Below are 16,560 nucleotides of genomic sequence, written 5' to 3'. Positions count from 1 at the left end.
TGACGCTCAAAGCGGCTGATCGCTTGATCAGGCCTCTTCACCGAATTTGTCTGCGACCAGCGCCGACAGCGCCTCGATCAAGGCGTCTGCGTCCGGCCCGGACGTTTCAACGTCAATAAAACTTCCCATGGGCGCTGCCAACATCAAAAGACCCATAATGCTGTCACCTGATGCAGACATACCATCCTTGGATACGGTGGCGTTTGCATCAAAGGCCTCAACCACCTCGACCAGTTTGGCAGATGCACGGGCATGCAATCCCTTGACGTTAACGATTTTGAGAGAGGATTGGGTCATCTGTGTTATGTGTCCGCACTGATATTCTGGCTATCGATATACTTCTTACCCGCATCCAGGGCTGCGCGCACGGCATCGGTCAATTCAAGCTGGCGACTTTTGGCCAGCTTGATCAACATCGGCAAGTTGGCACCGTAAAGAATACGCCTGTTCTGAGGTTGGCAGGCCAAGAGGCTCAGGTTTGAGGGCGAACCGCCAAACAGGTCCGTGACAACCACGACGCCATCCCCGGTATCCACCTCGTCCGCCGCGCGGCAAATTTCGATTTCTTTGGTTGGGCGGTCATGATCGGCTTCGATGGCAATGGCGCGCACGCCCCGTTGGGCACCAACGACATGTTCGATGGCTTTGAGGTATTCGCCCGCAAGGCCTCCGTGGGCCACGATCACTATGCCGATCAAACTTTTGCCTCTTCCCGTTTGCGGCGGTCCAACTCGCGATGGCGAATAGACACTTGCCAGCCCGACTGCGCAAGGGCCGCTGCCAAGCTTTCTGCCATTGCCACCGACCTGTGTTGCCCACCTGTGCAACCGAAGGCGACAGAGAGGTGGGATTTGCCCTCTTCGAGGTAGGCGGGCAGCAACCACTGCACCATATCCCGCACTTTTTCCTCAAAGGGGGCGGCACGCGGGTCGCTTTGGATACAGGTTTGAACTTTTGAATCCTTGCCTGTTCCTGCCCGCAAATCCGGGTCCCAGAATGGATTTTTCAAGAACCGGCAATCAAACACCATATCGACCGAGCGTGGCAGCCCGCGTTTATAGCTAAAGCTCTGAACCGAAACAGCCAATTGGCTTTGATCACCCGGCGAAAACCAATGTTCGACCTCGGTGCGCAACTCGTGAACATTGAGCGCTGAGGTATCGATCAGCACATCGGCCCGAGCGCGCAGCGGGGCCAACAATTCAAGCTCTCTGTGTATGCCTGCCTCCACCCGATCGGAGGCGGCCAGAGGATGGCGGCGGCGCGTTTCGGAAAACCGATTCAAGAGCACATCGGTGCTGCAATCAAGATAGAGCAGTTCAGGCACAAGATCAGGCAGCGCCGCAATCTGGCCCAACGCGTCCATGATCGCGGTGACTGAAAAATCGCGATTGCGCGGATCGATCCCCAAGGCGAGAGGCGCGTCAGTGCCCGGATTATCCAACAAAGGGCGCAACAAGCGAAGCGGCATGTTGTCGATGGCCTCATATCCAAGATCTTCGAGCACACGAATAGCGCTGGAGCGGCCCGCGCCGGACGGGCCAGTGACAAGCACAAGGCGGCGATGGGTGGGCGTTTCTGCGGTCATGACGGATCCCTTCGAGACCCTTTCAGATATTGCATAATCGCCGCAGGCCAAGCAGGGTTGTCCACTTTGTGAAGGCAAATGATGGGTCGGTCCAACAAAGTGACACTGTGCCGTTGTGGCAGGCGTTCTGTCTCAAGCAGATCAAGGTCAATCACAAGGGCAATGGGTGCCTCACACGGATCGGCAGTTAGGATTCCCACGCCGCGCGCCTCGATCAGGCCGCGCGTGGTGGGCGGTGAGCTGGCCCAGACCTGAGCGCTCATGAGGCGCAACTGGGTTTGGTCGTCAGCAATCAACTGCGCCCCAAGGGTCATCAACTGCAAGCTCAGACTGGATTTTCCACTGCCAGACGCACCTGTAATCAACACCCCTTGCCCGTCCACGGCAACCGCATTCGCGTGGAGCAAGGTTTCCAGCATGACAGACCTTTAGACGGGAAGACCCACAACAAATCGGGCGCCGAGCGGTTCGGACGTGATGTCAGCGTCGGTTGGGCGGATGTTCTCGGCCCAAATCACGCCACCATGTGCCTCGACGATCTGTTTGGAGATCGCAAGACCCAAGCCAGAGTTGTTCCCAAAGTGCTCATCGGGACGCTGCGAATAGAACCGTTTGAAAATTTTGGTCAGCGCCTGATCCGGGATACCGGGCCCGGTATCTTCGACAACGATCAGGACACGGTTTTCCCGTTTGCGGGCCCAAACCCGGATCGCGTCGCCCTCTTCACAGAATGAAATCGCGTTGGTGATCAGATTGACAAAGACCTGCGCCAAACGGGCCTCTAGGCCCTGAACTTCGACCGGTTGCGCGGGTAGATCGGTGATGAACTCAATGCCTTTGCCGCGTGCGTCTTCCCCCAGATACTGGCCGAGATTTTGAAGCATTTGCAGAAGGTTAAAGGATTCTTCCTCTTCCTTCACCAACTCGCTGTCGAGGCGCGAGGCGTTTGAAATATCGCTGACCAATCGGTCCAACCGGCGGACGTCATGTTCGATCACATCCAACAGTTTCTCGCGTTGATCCTCACGCTTGATCATCCGCAGTGTGCCAACCGCAGAGCGGAGCGAGGCTAGCGGGTTCTTGATCTCGTGGGCGACATCGGCGGCGAACTGTTCGTTGCCGTCAATCCGATTATACAGGGCCGCAATCATTCCGCGCAAAGCACCGGAGAGGCGACCGATTTCGTCCGGGCGCGCGGTCAGGTCGGGGATACGGATGCGGCCCGGGTTTACCTTGCGGGCATTCTTGTCGCGTCCCAGTTCGGCGGCGGCCGCCAGATCGGCCAGCGGATTTGCGATGGTCGAGGCCAGCACGAGGCTGAGGCCGATGGACACAAGTGTGGCGATGACAAACATCTGCAATACGCGTTCACGTTCACTGCGCACAAGGTTGTCGATCTCGCCCAAGGCACTGGTCAAGGCGACGACGCCCACAGCAACATCGTTCTGTATAATCGGCGTTACGACGCTGAAGAGCTTGCCGCCGCTTGTGTCGAGGCCATCGCTAATCTGTGTACGTCCCTCCAACGACTGCGCAACAAGCTCGCGAAGCTGGTCTTCAACGGCAATCGCAGGGGCCGGCTCCGCGGCAAAGGGCGCTGAAACGATACCCCACACCCAGCTCAGGCTGTCAGTCAGAAACGCGCTGTCGTTTCCAGTCTGCCGTTCAGGCAGCAAAGGTTCCAATTGCCCTTGCGTTTGGGCAATCAACTCTTCGGCGGTATCAAAGACATAGACGTCATGACCAATCCGGACATCCAGGCCATCCAAGGTGCCTGAAACATCAATCCCATCGCCTGTCGCGAGGTTCACAGGGGCACCCGATGGCAACTGCGCCTCCATCACGTCAGCGATCAACTCCGCCTGGGATACCAGAGTGGAGATCCGCTGATCAACGAGGCTGTCACGGGTTGAGTTGAGGTACAGGATACCACCGACCAGCACATATAATGCGATCAGGTTGAAATAGACGATCTTGCGGGTCAGGGGTGACGCGCGCAGAGAGAACCGCCCGCGCCGGGCACGCGTGTCGCGCATCTCTGACGGGGCCACGCGCTCGGGCGCAACCCAGTCCTCCCCAAGCACAACGTCCCCGTCGCGCGATGGTGGGGTGCTCATGTCACGCACGAATGTCCCCTTGGCCAATGCCGCGCAAGGCGCGCATTATTCTTCGTTATAACGATAGCCGATGCCGTAAAGCGTCTCAATCGCCGAGAATTCCTGATCCGCTGTGCGCATTTTCTTGCGCAGGCGTTTGATGTGGCTGTCGATGGTGCGGTCATCCACATAGACCTGATCGTCATAGGCCACATCCATCAGCTGATCGCGTGACTTCACAAAGCCGGGACGCTGGGCAAGCGCTTGAAGCAGCAGGAATTCAGTGACCGTCAGGGACACATCGTTGCCCTTCCAGCTGACCGCATGGCGCAGTGGATCCATCCGCAAATCGCCGCGTTCCATCACCTTTGTCTCTTCGGTGACGCCAATTTCTTCGGAAGCCACGGCATCCTGGCGGCGCAAGAGTGCGCGAATGCGTTCAACCAAGAGACGCTGCGAAAACGGCTTTTTCACATAATCGTCTGCGCCCATGCGCAGGCCCAGCACCTCGTCGATTTCATCATCCTTGGACGTCAGGAAAATCACAGGCATTGCGGTTTTCTGGCGCAGCCGCTGCAACAGGTCCATGCCGTCCATGCGGGGCATCTTGATGTCCAGCACTGCCATGTCTGGCAGGCGCTTGTTAAAGGCATCAAGCGCCGCCTGGCCGTCGTTATATGTCTCAACCTCAAAGCCTTCGGCCTCAAGTGTCATGGACACAGACGTCAGGATATTCCTGTCGTCGTCCACCAATGCAATCTTGGACATTGCCTGTTTCCTTATACTGCTCATGATCGTTATTTTTTCTTCATTGTCCCGGTTTTGGCCTTTCGAATCAATCCATAAGTGCGAATCACCCAAGGATTACCGGCCAACCATCGCCAGAAATTGGTTAGTAATGACTAAATTATCGCACATTCCCGCTTTGGGTGTACCGCCGGGACCGCCTGTTTGCGCAACCGTTCGCCATGATGGCGCTAACTGAGACAAAGCTGCCTGTTCACCTTGTGAATCCGCATGTTAAGACCAGAAAACCGACGCGACTCTGCATCGGTTTCACACTGCCTTCGGGCATCCTCTTACACGGAACGCCGATGGGCGGGATCAGGAGCACCACATGACATTTGGACGGGTAAACCCGCAGTTTCAGCTGGAAGATCAAGGGATCACAGGGCTGGGGAATGTCTATTACAACCTGATCGAACCTGCCCTGATCGAAGAGGCCCTGGCCCGCAAAGAGGGCACATTGGGCAAGGGCGGCACCTTTCTGGTGACCACCGGCAAGTTCACGGGCCGGTCGCCCAAGGACAAGCACGTCGTCAAGACCGACAGCGTCGCCGATACGATCTGGTGGGAAAACAACGCAGAGATGTCACCCGAAGGGTTCGATGCTCTTTATGCCGATATGATCGAGCATATGAAGGGCCGCGATTATTTCGTTCAGGACCTGACCGGTGGGGCTGACCCCAGCTATTCCATCAACGTCCGAATGGTGACCGAACTGGCCTGGCATGGCCTGTTTATCCGCCACCTGCTGCGCCGTCCCGATGCCGAGGACCTGAATGACTTCCTCGCGGACTTTACCGTGATCAACTGCCCCTCGTTCCAAGCCGATCCGGCCAAGCATAATTGCCGGTCCGAGACCGTCATTGCGATGAACTTTGACCGCAAGCTGATCCTGATCGGTGGCACGGAATATGCGGGCGAGAACAAGAAATCGGTCTTTACCCTACTGAACTACCTGCTGCCTGACCGCGGCGTGATGCCCATGCACTGCTCGGCCAACCACGCCCATGGCAACCCGGTGGATACCGCCGTGTTCTTTGGCCTGTCGGGCACGGGCAAGACGACGTTGTCCGCTGACCCGGGCCGCATCCTGATTGGCGACGACGAACATGGCTGGTCCGACCGGGGCACGTTCAACTTTGAGGGTGGCTGCTATGCCAAGACCATCAACCTGAGCGCCGAGGCCGAGCCTGAAATCTACGCCACAACCGAAAAATTCGGCACGGTGATCGAAAATATGGTCTTTGACCTCGATACCAAGGACCTCGACTTTGAGGATGATAGCCTGACGGCCAACATGCGCTGCGCTTATCCGCTGCACTATATTTCGAACGCGTCCAGCTCTGCTTTGGGCGGCCATCCCAAGAATATCATTATGCTGACCTGCGATGCCTTTGGCGTTCTGCCCCCGATCGTGCGGCTGACACCCGCACAGGCGATGTACCACTTCTTGTCCGGATTTACGTCCAAAGTGGCCGGAACAGAGCGGGGCGTGACAGAGCCCGAGCCCACATTCTCCACCTGTTTCGGTGCGCCGTTCATGCCACGCCGCCCCGAAACCTATGGCAAGCTGTTGCAGGAAAAGATCGCAAAACACGGTGCTGCTTGCTGGCTGGTGAACACAGGCTGGACCGGCGGGGCATATGGCACGGGCAGCCGGATGCCGATCCGGGCGACCCGCGCCTTGCTGACAGCGGCTTTGGACGGGACACTTGCGGCGGGTGATTTCCGCAAAGACCCCAACTTTGGGTTCGAAGTGCCTGTGTCCGTGCCGGGTGTGGCTGACATCCTGCTCGATCCACGTCGGACCTGGGACGATGCCGCCGCCTATGACAAGCAGGCCGCAAAACTGGTCGACATGTTCTCCAACAACTTCGAACAGTACCTGCCCTATATCGACGAGGACGTGAAAGCCGCCGCTATCGGATAGCGGCGGCCTCGCTCGGCCGTTTGACGATCAGGCCGCTTGCGCAGCGGGTTCCATCATCGGCTGCGCAATCGGCAGATCGAGCAGATACTCGATATCTCCGCGATGCAGATAGGACAGCACGGTTTCAATCGGGGGCTGCCCGCTGGCGGGGAACCACTGCAAGGCGGCCGGGTCGCTGTGCATCCAACCGGTGCGGGCGGCCAGGCCCTTGTAGGCAACCGTGTTCAACATGAAAGCGAACATATGGTCCGGGTCCCAATGCTGCATCGCCATCCAGAACCCGTACCGACATAGAACGGTCGACACACCACTGCCTCGGAACTGGCCGGGCGCCCCTCCGATCCAGAATTCACCATGATAGGCAATGCGGCCCGTCATACGCTGCGCGCCAGGACCTGCCCTATAGTTGGACTTGTCCAAATCGAGCGCCATGGAAGGAGGCGGAAAGTCTGTAAAATGGGCAGTCAGATGATCGGCCAGACTGATGCCTGTCACATTCAGCAAACGAAGGGTCTGGGTGTGGACGACTGCGCCCTGCTGATCTGTTGCAACAATCCAGAACGCGGAACCATCGCTGAAATCATGCTGGTCGGGGTCAAACGGAACCCCGATCGTATGCCCCGGCCGCGCCGTTTCCAGCAGGGATTTATACTGCTGAAAGTCATATCCAACGCGCAGCGTTAATCCATGGGCTGCAAAAAGCCTCATGCTGGAAGCGACGAATCTTTCGCCAAAATGCATATTGTGGAACGTCACCCGACTCTCTCCTTCTCGTATAAGATGAAGCGAGTGTACCGGATGTAAGGCGAAACGCCCAATACTGCTTAAATATTACTAAAATTAATGTAAACGTCCTCCGCCATCTCTTCTAGCGCTGATTGATCCAGCCCATTTACCCGAATCACATCCGGTCGATCGACGATGACCATGAGGGCAAAACTGCCGTCCGGCATCTGACATCCCAGCAGCAAACGATCAAAAACAAGGTGCTCAGGCTCGCCGCCGGAGGTGCGCGGCACACGGGTCACAACCTGATCGATGCGCATACCATGGGTGGTCTGCACTTCGCGCAGCGGCACGTCCATGACGCGGGCAAGTTCGGGCCCAAAGGGGAACTGATCAAGGGACCGACCGACAGAGCTGCGCGCATTGGCCCAACCCCACCATTTGGAATAGAATGACCGCTCCCCCACTTCGGTACAGATCCAACCCGCCGCCGTGTCGCGATAGATCAGCACATAGGGCCGGATCGCGTTCATTTTAGGGTGTTCCAGTGCGCCATCCGTCTCTGCCCAGCAACGAATGGCCGTGCGCATGAGGGCCGAAGAGTTGGACCAGGCAGTGTTAATGGGCAGTTGCTGCTGATAGTAGTACCAGCCCTTGCCGTCCTCATAGGACATGCCCATCAGGCCATCCACGTCCTTGATCTGACCCCGTAGCCACAGCCGCCCGTGCCCCAGCAGGGACAAGGCCGAGGGCAGCGCTGCCTCGCCTTCGGGCGTCAACTCATAGCGGCGGTTGATGACGTCAAACAAGCGCTCGCCGCGCAACTCTTCGAGTTGAGAGATATGGCGGCGGACGGTTTGGCGGGTGCTTTGCAGCTCGGCCACGGCGTGGGACAGGTTCAAAGTACGCGCCAAAGTTGTGAATGAGCGGATCATCTCAAACAGCAACGGTTGGTTCATATCCCGGAATTCGGTCACAGGCGCGTTCAAGAGGAATCCCCTAATGTATTATCAATAACACATTACGGTAAAAACAATCATACATCAATGCAACATTTACGTGTGCAAAAGGTACAAAACTAGTCAATTGAACGAAATCGTCTGATCGCCGATCACTCTTGAAACAAATCAACCGGAGGTAATTGGTCAATGGCACACGACGTGGACATTCATGTAGGTAAACGGCTGAAACAAATTCGTACGCTGCGGCGGATGTCGCAAACAGATGTGGCCAAGCGCCTGCAACTGTCCTTCCAACAGATCCAGAAATACGAGATTGGATCGAACCGCATCGCAGCCAGCCGCCTGTTTGAGCTGTCGCGCATTCTGGACGTGCCGACCTCTTACTTTTTCGAAGGTATCGTAGACGCCGATCCGACACCGCGCCGCGACAATGGCCTGGACATCGTGAACGCGTTGGCCGCCATCGAAGACGAAAAGATCAAGTCGCGTATCGTGACCTTTATCGAAGACGTGTCCGGCCTCACCGTCGCACGCCGCGCGTCCTAAGCGAAAACCGCCCGCCGGATCAAGTTCAGGCCCGCAATCAGCAAGACAAGCAATGTCGCCCGTTTGAATGCGGCCTGATCGATCCGGTCCAACACTTTACCACCGACCCATTGCCCCAGCAACGCCGGGGCAATGAGAGCCAGGCTCAGCGGCAGCGTCTCGGCGCGCAGCACACCAGAGCCGATATGCGCGCCCAAAAGTGCGAGCGCGCCCAAACCATAGATTACGCCCTGTACCCGCATCTGTTCGGTCTTTTCCGTGCCGAGGGCGGTCAGATACATCACCGTAGGCGGCCCCCAGATACCGGACAGCCCGCCCAAAACCCCTGCAATCACACCGATCACCGCTTCAACCCGCGGGCTTTGGTGTGCCAGGCGCAGGCCCCATCCGGCCAATTGCACAAGGGTAAAGAACGTCACCGCAAAGCCGATAAAGCCCAGCATCACCCCGATTGGCAGCACCCGCACCAGTTGCGCGCTGGCCACCAGAACGACACCGCCCACCGAAAGATAGACCCAGAATCGCCGCGCCGCCGCCAATGCCGGGCCGATCCCCTGCCGCAAAGCCTGCGTGCCATTGGTGACCAGCGTAGGTAGAATCAGCCCCGCCAATGCCAGTTCGGGCGCGATGAACGAGGACAGGCCAGAGATCACAACCGTCGGCATGGCAAAACCGACCACACCTTTGACGAAGCCCCCCAATACCGCGATACTCAGCGCAATAAGCCACAGGCCCGGGGTCAAAAGGCTGAAAAATATATCCATGCGGCAGTCTTACCCGGGCGCATAGCCCCTTGCTAGCGCCGCACTGCAAAAAGACAACGCGAAAGAATAGAATAAATGGCCGCAGCAAAACGAATATTTGTTGCGCTGCACCTGCAAAATAGATAGGACGGCCAAGACCAGAAATGAGGAGCCGCGCAATGGCACATGACGGACAGGATTTGGGCAATGTCGCGCCCGTTTTGCTTGATGATCTTCTGACGCTGACTGGTGCTGCGATTGCGCCGGTGGACGCTGTTTTCGAGATCGCGCGCAACCGGCTGCGCAAGGAACTGACCGTTGACGGCCGCATCTCGGCCGCGCTGGTCGAACAGCACCAAACCGCCGCCCACGGGCTGGCATGGCTGGCCACATATGCCGAATCGCTACGCCAGATGCAGAAATGGGCCGAGGCCCTGAACGCCGATAACAAATTCGGCGAGGTCGAGGCCCTGATCCATCAGATCGCTTTTGGCGAATACCTCTGGCAAATCTATGGCGGTATCCAGATGAACCAGGGCGAAGTTCTGCGCCTGCAAGACATGGGACTGAGCCAGGAAGACATGCGGGCCATGATGGTGCCCGCAATCCAGGCCCTCACCCAGGGTGGCAATACCCAAGCCGCGCGCATTCGCCTTGTGGCACTGATGCAAGAACGCAGCGCCGAGATCACGGTGGGCACATCGGGCCTTGATGACGAGCTTGAGATGATCCGCGAACAGTTCCGTCGCTATGCGGTGGAAAAGGTCGAACCCTTTGCTCACGAATGGCATCTCAAGGACGAGCTGATCCCGATGGAGGTTATCGAAGAGCTGGCCGAAATGGGTGTTTTTGGCCTGACCATTCCCGAGGAATATGGCGGCTTTGGTCTGTCCAAGGCGTCCATGTGCGTGGTCAGCGAAGAACTGTCGCGCGGCTATATCGGCGTGGGTTCGCTTGGCACCCGGTCCGAGATTGCGGCAGAGTTGATTATCGCGGGCGGCACCGAAGAACAGAAACAGAAATGGCTGCCGAAACTGGCCAGCGCCGAAACGCTGCCCACGGCCGTGTTCACTGAACCCAACACAGGCTCTGACCTGGGCAGCCTGCGCACCCGCGCCGTCAAGGGCGCAGATGGCGACTATACCATTACAGGGAACAAGACCTGGATAACCCACGCCACGCGCACCCAAGTGATGACGCTGCTCGCACGGACTGATCCGAACACAACCGACTACAAGGGTCTGTCGATGTTCCTGGCCGAAAAGACACCCGGCACAGACGAAAACCCCTTCCCCACCGACGGGATGACCGGTGGCGAGATTGAAGTGCTCGGATACCGCGGAATGAAGGAATACGAACTGGGCTTTGACGGGTTTCAGGTCAAGGGCGAAAACCTGCTTGGCGGCGAAGAGGGCAAGGGTTTCAAACAGTTGATGGAAACCTTTGAATCCGCGCGTATCCAGACGGCGGCCCGCGCCATCGGTGTGGCGCAATCAGCCCTCGACCTGTCGATGCAATACGCGCTGGACCGCAAACAATTCGGCAAGGCACTGATCAACTTCCCCCGTGTGGCCAACAAACTGGCGATGATGGCGGTGGAGATCATGGTGGCGCGGCAATTGACCTATTTTTCGGCCTTCGAAAAGGACGAGGGGCGGCGGTGTGACGTGGAGGCCGGCATGGCAAAGCTGCTGGGTGCGCGCGTGGCCTGGGCGGCAGCGGACAACGGGTTGCAGATCCACGGTGGCAATGGATTCGCGCTGGAATACAAGATCAGCCGGGTGCTGTGCGATGCACGGATCCTGAACATCTTTGAAGGCGCCGCTGAAATCCAGGCCCAAGTCATCGCACGCCGCCTCTTGGGCTAGGCGCGGCGATTTCCGACACGGAAATCGGGCCAGAAACCGTGTCGGTTTCCGCCAGCGCCCAATTGACCACATCCGCAAAACAGGCACTGTGGCACGATGCTCACCTTTGCAGCCGCCGTCTTTTTCCTGATCATCACCCCCGGCCCTGGGGTGCTGTCTGCCGCGGGCGTCGGCGCTGCCTATGGGATGCGCCCCGGGTTACGCTATGTGCTTGGCCTTTTTATCGGGAACAACCTGGTGATCCTCGCGGTGATCTCTGGCCTCGCCGCTTTGGTGCTCGCCACGCCATGGCTGCGCACCGCCCTCTTTGTCGCTTCGACCGCCTACCTGCTCTACCTCGCATTGCGGATCGCCTTCGCAGGCTCGAACCTCGCCTTTTCCCCTGCAACCTCCGAACCCGGCGTGATGGCCGGTATCCTGCTCCAGCCAATCAATCCCAAAGCCTATGCCGTCAACACCGCTCTCTTTTCCGGCTTTGCCATCTTTCCTGACGCACTGGTGGCTGAAGTCATCTGGAAACTGATCATCGTGAATGCGATCTGGCTGCCTATTCATGTGCTTTGGGTCTGGTTTGGCGGCTTGCTCAAGGAACTCAACCTGCCGCCGCACCAACAAAGGCGCGTCAACTTCGCCATGGCAGGATCGATGCTTCTAGTTGTGGGCCTCGCGATCGTGTCCGCAATGTAAAAAGCGACCGCAAAATGCTGAATTTCCGCGCATTCAACCACAAGCCATGTGCGGCATAACGCCGATGCGCGTCAACATCCCCGCTTTCGCTTGAAACGAGAAATACGCAGGCGTATCGCAATCATATGGCTAAAGCACCCCTCTCCCCCGCCGCCTGGATTGATGCCGGGCTGGATCAGTTGACGGCTCTCGGACCCTCTGCGCTTCGGGCCGAACCGCTGGCACGTCACCTCAAGACCTCGAAGGGGTCTTTTTACTGGCATTTCAAGGATGTACCCGCCTTTCAGGCCGAACTGCTTGCGCAATGGAAAGCAGGCGTTCTGGACCAGTTGGAAACCGATGCGAGGCAGGATGGTTCTTCCACAGACAAAATGATTCGGTTTGGTCAAAGCGTTCAAAGCGACGCGGCAGGCCCTGCCTTGCGGGCTTGGGCACAGTCGGATGCCAAAGTGTCCGCCGTCTTGGCCGAAGTGGACGAGGCCCGAATGGCCCGCCTTCTGGCGTTGCTCTCCGAAATTGGCATCACCAATGACGACTTTGCCAAGGCCGCGTACGGCTCTCTCGTGGGGCTGCAACAGATGCATATGGATGACGGCGACGCCCTTGTCGCCTATGCGACCCTCGTTGATCTGGTACTGGCGCTGAAATGATCCGCAGCGCTGCGGCTTTGTTGATCGGCTGCGGCACGCTGTGTCAGGCAGACGGTGCTGCTACGAGTTGGCAGTTGATCGAATTATCCGGCACGGCATTTTCCGCATCTGCCACTCTCACAATCGGCGAAGACGGGCAAATCACGGGCCGTGCGCCCTGCAACCGATACGCTGCGCGCCTGTTGAACGGCGGAACCGCGTTCGAGGTAGGACCGATCATGGCGACCAAGATGGCTTGCCCCGATCTGGTGGCCGAGACAGTGTTTTTTGACATATTGGCTGAAGTCGCAAACTCTGAAACGCGAGATGGCTTTTTGATCCTGCACGCGGCCACCGGCGCGGAAATGGTGTTCAAACCCGCCGAGTAAACGCCGCGACAAAGCGGGCCCGCGCATCGGGCAAGGGCCGCGTGCCCAGATCAGGCGCCATATGTGCACTCAGGAAATAGCCGGTCGTTTCAAGGGCCTGTGCCACCTCAGCATCCGGCGCCTCCCCTTGGCCCTGCAAGACCGCAGGCAGCGGCAGCAAACGAGACGCCCATTCACCCGCCCCTTTGGCAGAAACGGCCCGCCCCGTTTTGGGCGAGACATAGATCAAGTCTTCGGTCGCACCGGTCACGGCACACGCCGTCAAGTCCAGGCCAAATCCCATCTCGTTCAACAAGGCAACTTCCCAGCGCAGATAGGCCAAGGGCCACAGATCGTTCTGCCCCAACAAGTCCAACAACTGTTCAGTCTGGCGGTAAAGCGGTCCATGGGCTTCCCGCTCCGGCAGGCAAAAAACCAGCAGCGCCGTGACCGCGTTCAACCCCGCGAGAGCCAAGCGGTTGCCCATGACCAGGGCCGCGCGGCTGCGCACGGGCTCAACCACAAAACTGCCGATGTGGTCTTCCAACCGGGCGCGCCAAGCCACGTCCAACTGCGCGCCGGGTTGCAGGATCGGCGCGATCTTGCGGCTGGTGCCGCCGCGCACGACGCCCGCGTGGCGGCCGCGGTTCTCGGTAAAGACGTCAATGATCGCGCTGGTTTCACCGTGGCGGCGCACGCTCAGTAATATGCCCGTGCCGCGCCATTCCATGTCAAGCCAGCCCCTCTTGATCAAGCAGATGCCGACCTTGGCGGTCCTCCACTTCGATCACCCAAAGGTCGGGATCAAAGCCGCGTTGGCGGGTGACAGCGGCGTCCACTTCGGCTTCGGCCCCACTCGCCAGCTCGGCCCAGACGCGGGTGTCGGACATCAGATCAAAGCTGCGTTGAAAGAGAACAGCCTGCCCATCCAGCGTGTTCAGTTTGACCAGAACCGCGCCGCCTGTGTCGTCGCCATGGGCGACCACGAACCCCGGCACATCAGCAAATCGCAGCCGGGCCAGATAGGCATCCACCCAGAACCGTGACGTCAGGCGTGCCATGGCTTCTCTGTTCCAAAAAAATCCCCCCCGGAGGGCCGATTGGCAATGAAATCAAGCGTTTCCATCTTTGAAGTCCAGCCCCATCTCGGAATAGCGTTCCGCCTCTTCCTGCCATTTTTCGCGCACTTTGACCTGCAAGAACAGGTGCACTTTGCGGCCCAGAAACTCCGTCAGTTCTGCGCGGCTGGCCTGGCTCACTGACTTGATCGTCTCGCCTTTGTTGCCCAGCACTATGCCTTTGTGACCGTCGCGCATGACATAGATAATCTGGTCGATGCGGGCGCTGCCGTCTTTGCGTTCTTCCCAGTTTTCGGTCTCGACCGTGAGCTGATAGGGCAGTTCCTGGTGCAGACGCAGGGTCAGCTTTTCGCGGGTCATTTCGGCTGCGATCATGCGCATGGGCAGGTCGGCGATCTGGTCCTCGGGGTAGAGCCATGGACCTTCGGGCACCTGCTGCGCCAGCCACTGGCGCAGGGTATCGACGCCGTGCCCTTTTTCGGCGGAGATCATGAAGGTTTCGGCAAAATCATAACGGTCGTTCAAGTCCTGCGCGAGGCTCAGCAGAGCGGGCGCCTCGACCCGGTCAATTTTGTTGATGGCCAGCGCCACAGTGCGCCCCTGGCCAATCTCGGCCAGCCCTTCGAGGATGCGTTCGACCCCTTCGGTCACCCGGCGATGCGCCTCGATCATCAGCACCACGACATCGGCATCCGCAGCCCCGCCCCAGGCCGCAGCGACCATGGCGCGATCCAGCCGTCGGCGGGGTTTGAAAAGGCCCGGCGTGTCCACAAATACGATCTGGCTGTCGCCCTCCATCGCGACGCCGCGGATGCGGGCGCGGGTGGTCTGGACCTTATGGGTCACGATCGACACTTTGGCCCCGACCATACGGTTCAGCAGCGTGGATTTGCCCGCATTGGGCTCTCCGATCAGGGCGACAAATCCGGCGCGGGTGCTCATGTGTCGTGCTCCAGTTGGGCCAACAAGGCCTTGGCGGCGGCCTGTTGGGCCTCGCGTTTTGAACCGGCAGTGGCCTGGGCGCTTGCACCCGTGCTCAGCCGCGCGGAAATGGTAAAGACGGGCGCGTGATCGGGCCCGGAACGGTTGGTTTCAACATAGTCAGGCGGCAGGAGGCCACGAGCCTGCGCCCATTCCTGGAGCGCGGTTTTGGCGTCGCGCGCATCCGCTTCGACCTTTGATATCCGCTTGCCCCAGAGCCGCAGGATCAGGTCGCGCGCAGCATCAAATCCAGCGTCCAGGTAGACGGCTGCAATCACCGCCTCGACCGCGTCACCCAACAGCGCCTGCTTGCGCCGCCCGCCCGACACCATCTCGGATCGGCCGAGCCGGATGACAGCCCCCAGATCAATGTCACGGGCCACGTCCGCGCAGGTTTCCTTGCGCACTAAGGCATTGAAACGTGGGGCCAAAGTGCCCTCTGCCGCACCCTTGTCCGCCTCAAGCAGTGCCTGCGCCATCACCAGCCCCAACACCCGGTCGCCCAGAAATTCCAGCCGTTGATTGTCGCTGCGCGTGGGCGAAGACATGGAGGCATGCGTGACCGCCTCGATCAACAGATCGGGCGCGGCAAAGCGGTGCCCGATGCGCCCCTCAAAGGCTTTGAGTTCTGCGCTCAGCTTCACTCGATCCCCTTAAAGAACCGATCCCCGCGCCAGGTCCAGAAGAACAGCATAGAGCGACCCGCAGACGAGAACATGATCCGGTCGGCCCGGCCAATCAGGTTCTCGAACGGGACATAGCCCACACCACCGGCCACTTGAGCGATCCGACTGTCGGAGGAGTTGTCGCGGTTGTCGCCCATGAAGAAGAAATGCCTCTCTGGCACCCGGAAGACCGGCGTGTTGTCAGAGCCCTGATTGCCCACATTCAAAACGATATGTTCGCGCCCGTTGGGAAAGGTTTCGACAAAGCGTGATTTGGTGCATTCAGCCCCCACACCCACGGTTCCGTTTTCGCAACGGGGCCGCAGGCCCTGGGGGCCCTGGCGGTCAAAGATTTCAGTGAATTGGCCTGCCGGTTCCTGGGGTACGGGCGTGCCATTCAGGATCACCGTGCCGTTCTGAACCTGGACCGTATCGCCGGGCAGACCGATGACCCGCTTGATGAAATCCGAACCGTGGATCGGGTGCCGGAAGACCACCACGTCGCCCCGCTCAGGTTCGCCCGCCCAGATGCGGGTGTTGTCGCCATCGATGAAGCCACAAAGCTTTTTCGCGTCCAGACCAACCATCGGGATCGAGGGGCAAGAGGCGTAGGAATAGCCATAAGCCATCTTGTTCACAAAGAGGAAATCGCCGATCAACAGCGTCTCTTTCATGGAGCCGGAGGGGATCCAGAATGGTTGGAAAAACAGCGTGCGAAAGACGCCCGCGATCAGCAGGGCATAGACGATGGTCTTGATCGTTTCCACCACACCGTTTTGGGCTTTTTCCTTGGCGGCCATGGGGCGCTCCTGCTGGGTTGTTTCGCAGGTACATGCGGGTGTGAAGGGAGGGTGTCAAGGCGCGGGGCGGGATTGGACCGTGCGCTGCGTTAACGGGGGCTTTGGC

At 58.9% G+C, this 16,560-nt stretch carries 20 protein-coding genes; 6 read left to right on the top strand and 14 right to left on the bottom strand.

Annotated elements, in window-relative coordinates:
• Positions 1–27: 27 nt before the first annotated feature.
• From Q1A44_RS06050 to Q1A44_RS06025, 6 genes are read right to left on the bottom strand one after another with little or no spacing between them, the layout of a single operon-like run.
• Complete coding sequence (locus Q1A44_RS06050) at positions 28–297, bottom strand: HPr family phosphocarrier protein (RefSeq protein ID WP_299621225.1); 270 nt, start codon at positions 295–297, stop codon at positions 28–30.
• 5 nt (positions 298–302) lie between these two features.
• On the bottom strand, positions 303–698 hold the full coding sequence (locus tag Q1A44_RS06045) for a PTS fructose transporter subunit IIA (protein ID WP_299621222.1): 396 nt from the start codon (positions 696–698) through the stop codon (positions 303–305).
• Positions 695–1,588 carry an RNase adapter RapZ gene (rapZ, locus tag Q1A44_RS06040; protein ID WP_299621219.1) on the bottom strand — a complete coding sequence of 298 codons (894 nt, stop codon included), beginning with the start codon at positions 1,586–1,588 and terminating at the stop codon, positions 695–697. Before rapZ ends, Q1A44_RS06045 begins: the two co-directional genes overlap by 4 nt.
• Entirely contained in the window at positions 1,585–2,007 is a 423-nt protein-coding gene (locus Q1A44_RS06035; RefSeq protein ID WP_299621216.1) for a serine kinase, read from the bottom strand. The genes rapZ and Q1A44_RS06035 overlap by 4 nt, the downstream gene beginning before the upstream one ends.
• A gap of 9 nt (positions 2,008–2,016) precedes the next feature.
• The gene (locus tag Q1A44_RS06030; protein WP_299621213.1) at positions 2,017–3,705 is read right to left on the bottom strand and encodes a sensor histidine kinase; all 1,689 of its coding nucleotides are present in this window, start codon (positions 3,703–3,705) and stop codon (positions 2,017–2,019) included.
• 45 nt (positions 3,706–3,750) lie between these two features.
• Positions 3,751–4,452, bottom strand: a complete 702-nt coding sequence (locus Q1A44_RS06025) for a response regulator transcription factor (RefSeq protein ID WP_299621210.1) — start codon at positions 4,450–4,452, stop codon at positions 3,751–3,753.
• Between the two features lie 349 nt (positions 4,453–4,801).
• Between Q1A44_RS06025 and Q1A44_RS06020 the strand changes: the two genes are divergently transcribed.
• Entirely contained in the window at positions 4,802–6,400 is a 1,599-nt protein-coding gene (locus Q1A44_RS06020; RefSeq protein ID WP_299621207.1) for a phosphoenolpyruvate carboxykinase, read from the top strand.
• A gap of 27 nt (positions 6,401–6,427) precedes the next feature.
• Here Q1A44_RS06020 and Q1A44_RS06015 read toward each other — a convergent pair whose 3' ends face one another.
• Positions 6,428–7,108: a hypothetical protein gene (locus tag Q1A44_RS06015; RefSeq protein ID WP_299621204.1), complete on the bottom strand. Its 681-nt coding sequence runs from the start codon at positions 7,106–7,108 to the stop codon at positions 6,428–6,430.
• A gap of 116 nt (positions 7,109–7,224) precedes the next feature.
• On the bottom strand, positions 7,225–8,061 hold the full coding sequence (locus Q1A44_RS06010; protein WP_299621201.1) for a LysR family transcriptional regulator: 837 nt from the start codon (positions 8,059–8,061) through the stop codon (positions 7,225–7,227).
• Between the two features lie 213 nt (positions 8,062–8,274).
• Between Q1A44_RS06010 and Q1A44_RS06005 the strand changes: the two genes are divergently transcribed.
• Positions 8,275–8,634: a helix-turn-helix transcriptional regulator gene (locus Q1A44_RS06005; RefSeq protein WP_299621198.1), complete on the top strand. Its 360-nt coding sequence runs from the start codon at positions 8,275–8,277 to the stop codon at positions 8,632–8,634.
• Here Q1A44_RS06005 and Q1A44_RS06000 read toward each other — a convergent pair.
• Positions 8,631–9,398, bottom strand: a complete 768-nt coding sequence (locus tag Q1A44_RS06000; RefSeq protein ID WP_299621194.1) for a sulfite exporter TauE/SafE family protein — start codon at positions 9,396–9,398, stop codon at positions 8,631–8,633. The two genes, Q1A44_RS06005 and Q1A44_RS06000, sit on opposite strands and share 4 nt — an antisense overlap.
• 158 nt (positions 9,399–9,556) lie before the next feature.
• Here Q1A44_RS06000 and Q1A44_RS05995 point away from each other — a divergent pair, with 158 nt between their 5' ends.
• From Q1A44_RS05995 to Q1A44_RS05980, 4 genes are all read left to right on the top strand, one after another.
• Complete coding sequence (locus tag Q1A44_RS05995) at positions 9,557–11,245, top strand: acyl-CoA dehydrogenase family protein (RefSeq protein ID WP_299621191.1); 1,689 nt, start codon at positions 9,557–9,559, stop codon at positions 11,243–11,245.
• A gap of 96 nt (positions 11,246–11,341) precedes the next feature.
• Entirely contained in the window at positions 11,342–11,932 is a 591-nt protein-coding gene (locus Q1A44_RS05990; protein ID WP_299621188.1) for a LysE family transporter, read from the top strand.
• A 125-nt stretch (positions 11,933–12,057) separates the two neighbouring features.
• Positions 12,058–12,582: a TetR/AcrR family transcriptional regulator gene (locus Q1A44_RS05985; protein ID WP_299621184.1), complete on the top strand. Its 525-nt coding sequence runs from the start codon at positions 12,058–12,060 to the stop codon at positions 12,580–12,582.
• Positions 12,579–12,950, top strand: a complete 372-nt coding sequence (locus Q1A44_RS05980; RefSeq protein WP_299621181.1) for an META domain-containing protein — start codon at positions 12,579–12,581, stop codon at positions 12,948–12,950. The genes Q1A44_RS05985 and Q1A44_RS05980 overlap by 4 nt, the downstream gene beginning before the upstream one ends.
• On the opposite strand, the gene recO is transcribed toward Q1A44_RS05980, so the two are convergent.
• Genes recO through lepB form a run of 5 tightly spaced genes read right to left on the bottom strand, consistent with a single transcriptional unit; the run spans position 12,934 to position 16,454 of the window.
• Positions 12,934–13,659 carry a DNA repair protein RecO gene (gene recO / locus Q1A44_RS05975; protein ID WP_299621178.1) on the bottom strand — a complete coding sequence of 242 codons (726 nt, stop codon included), beginning with the start codon at positions 13,657–13,659 and terminating at the stop codon, positions 12,934–12,936. The two genes, Q1A44_RS05980 and recO, sit on opposite strands and share 17 nt — an antisense overlap.
• Position 13,660: 1 nt before the next feature.
• Entirely contained in the window at positions 13,661–13,990 is a 330-nt protein-coding gene (locus Q1A44_RS05970) for a DUF1491 family protein (protein WP_299621175.1), read from the bottom strand.
• Between the two features lie 51 nt (positions 13,991–14,041).
• Positions 14,042–14,950, bottom strand: coding sequence for a GTPase Era (gene era, locus Q1A44_RS05965; RefSeq protein WP_299621172.1), 909 nt, complete (start codon positions 14,948–14,950; stop codon positions 14,042–14,044).
• The gene (gene rnc / locus Q1A44_RS05960; RefSeq protein ID WP_299621168.1) at positions 14,947–15,633 is read right to left on the bottom strand and encodes a ribonuclease III; all 687 of its coding nucleotides are present in this window, start codon (positions 15,631–15,633) and stop codon (positions 14,947–14,949) included. The genes era and rnc overlap by 4 nt, the downstream gene beginning before the upstream one ends.
• Entirely contained in the window at positions 15,630–16,454 is an 825-nt protein-coding gene (gene lepB / locus Q1A44_RS05955; protein ID WP_299621165.1) for a signal peptidase I, read from the bottom strand. The genes rnc and lepB overlap by 4 nt, the downstream gene beginning before the upstream one ends.
• Positions 16,455–16,560 lie beyond the last annotated feature (106 nt).

The organism is uncultured Tateyamaria sp. (assembly GCF_947503705.1).
Classification (GTDB): Bacteria; Pseudomonadota; Alphaproteobacteria; order Rhodobacterales; family Rhodobacteraceae; genus Tateyamaria.
The sequence above is the reverse complement of the archived record's forward strand: the minus strand, read 5'-3'. Positions and strand labels throughout refer to the sequence as shown.

What these genes read in the sequence shown, in the direction of transcription:
- Q1A44_RS06050 (WP_299621225.1), bottom strand. Translation starts at nt 297, where the DNA reads ATGACCCAATCCTCTCTCAAAATCGTTAACGTCAAGGGATTGCATGCC.
- rapZ (WP_299621219.1), bottom strand. Translation starts at nt 1,588, where the DNA reads ATGACCGCAGAAACGCCCACCCATCGCCGCCTTGTGCTTGTCACTGGC.
- Q1A44_RS06035 (WP_299621216.1), bottom strand. Translation starts at nt 2,007, where the DNA reads ATGCTGGAAACCTTGCTCCACGCGAATGCGGTTGCCGTGGACGGGCAA.
- Q1A44_RS06030 (WP_299621213.1), bottom strand. Translation starts at nt 3,705, where the DNA reads ATGAGCACCCCACCATCGCGCGACGGGGACGTTGTGCTTGGGGAGGAC.
- Q1A44_RS06025 (WP_299621210.1), bottom strand. Translation starts at nt 4,452, where the DNA reads ATGTCCAAGATTGCATTGGTGGACGACGACAGGAATATCCTGACGTCT.
- Q1A44_RS06020 (WP_299621207.1), top strand. Translation starts at nt 4,802, where the DNA reads ATGACATTTGGACGGGTAAACCCGCAGTTTCAGCTGGAAGATCAAGGG.
- Q1A44_RS06015 (WP_299621204.1), bottom strand. Translation starts at nt 7,108, where the DNA reads ATGAGGCTTTTTGCAGCCCATGGATTAACGCTGCGCGTTGGATATGAC.
- Q1A44_RS06010 (WP_299621201.1), bottom strand. Translation starts at nt 8,061, where the DNA reads ATGATCCGCTCATTCACAACTTTGGCGCGTACTTTGAACCTGTCCCAC.
- Q1A44_RS06005 (WP_299621198.1), top strand. Translation starts at nt 8,275, where the DNA reads ATGGCACACGACGTGGACATTCATGTAGGTAAACGGCTGAAACAAATT.
- Q1A44_RS06000 (WP_299621194.1), bottom strand. Translation starts at nt 9,398, where the DNA reads ATGGATATATTTTTCAGCCTTTTGACCCCGGGCCTGTGGCTTATTGCG.
- Q1A44_RS05995 (WP_299621191.1), top strand. Translation starts at nt 9,557, where the DNA reads ATGGCACATGACGGACAGGATTTGGGCAATGTCGCGCCCGTTTTGCTT.
- Q1A44_RS05990 (WP_299621188.1), top strand. Translation starts at nt 11,342, where the DNA reads ATGCTCACCTTTGCAGCCGCCGTCTTTTTCCTGATCATCACCCCCGGC.
- Q1A44_RS05985 (WP_299621184.1), top strand. Translation starts at nt 12,058, where the DNA reads ATGGCTAAAGCACCCCTCTCCCCCGCCGCCTGGATTGATGCCGGGCTG.
- Q1A44_RS05980 (WP_299621181.1), top strand. Translation starts at nt 12,579, where the DNA reads ATGATCCGCAGCGCTGCGGCTTTGTTGATCGGCTGCGGCACGCTGTGT.
- recO (WP_299621178.1), bottom strand. Translation starts at nt 13,659, where the DNA reads ATGGAATGGCGCGGCACGGGCATATTACTGAGCGTGCGCCGCCACGGT.
- Q1A44_RS05970 (WP_299621175.1), bottom strand. Translation starts at nt 13,990, where the DNA reads ATGGCACGCCTGACGTCACGGTTCTGGGTGGATGCCTATCTGGCCCGG.
- era (WP_299621172.1), bottom strand. Translation starts at nt 14,950, where the DNA reads ATGAGCACCCGCGCCGGATTTGTCGCCCTGATCGGAGAGCCCAATGCG.
- lepB (WP_299621165.1), bottom strand. Translation starts at nt 16,454, where the DNA reads ATGGCCGCCAAGGAAAAAGCCCAAAACGGTGTGGTGGAAACGATCAAG.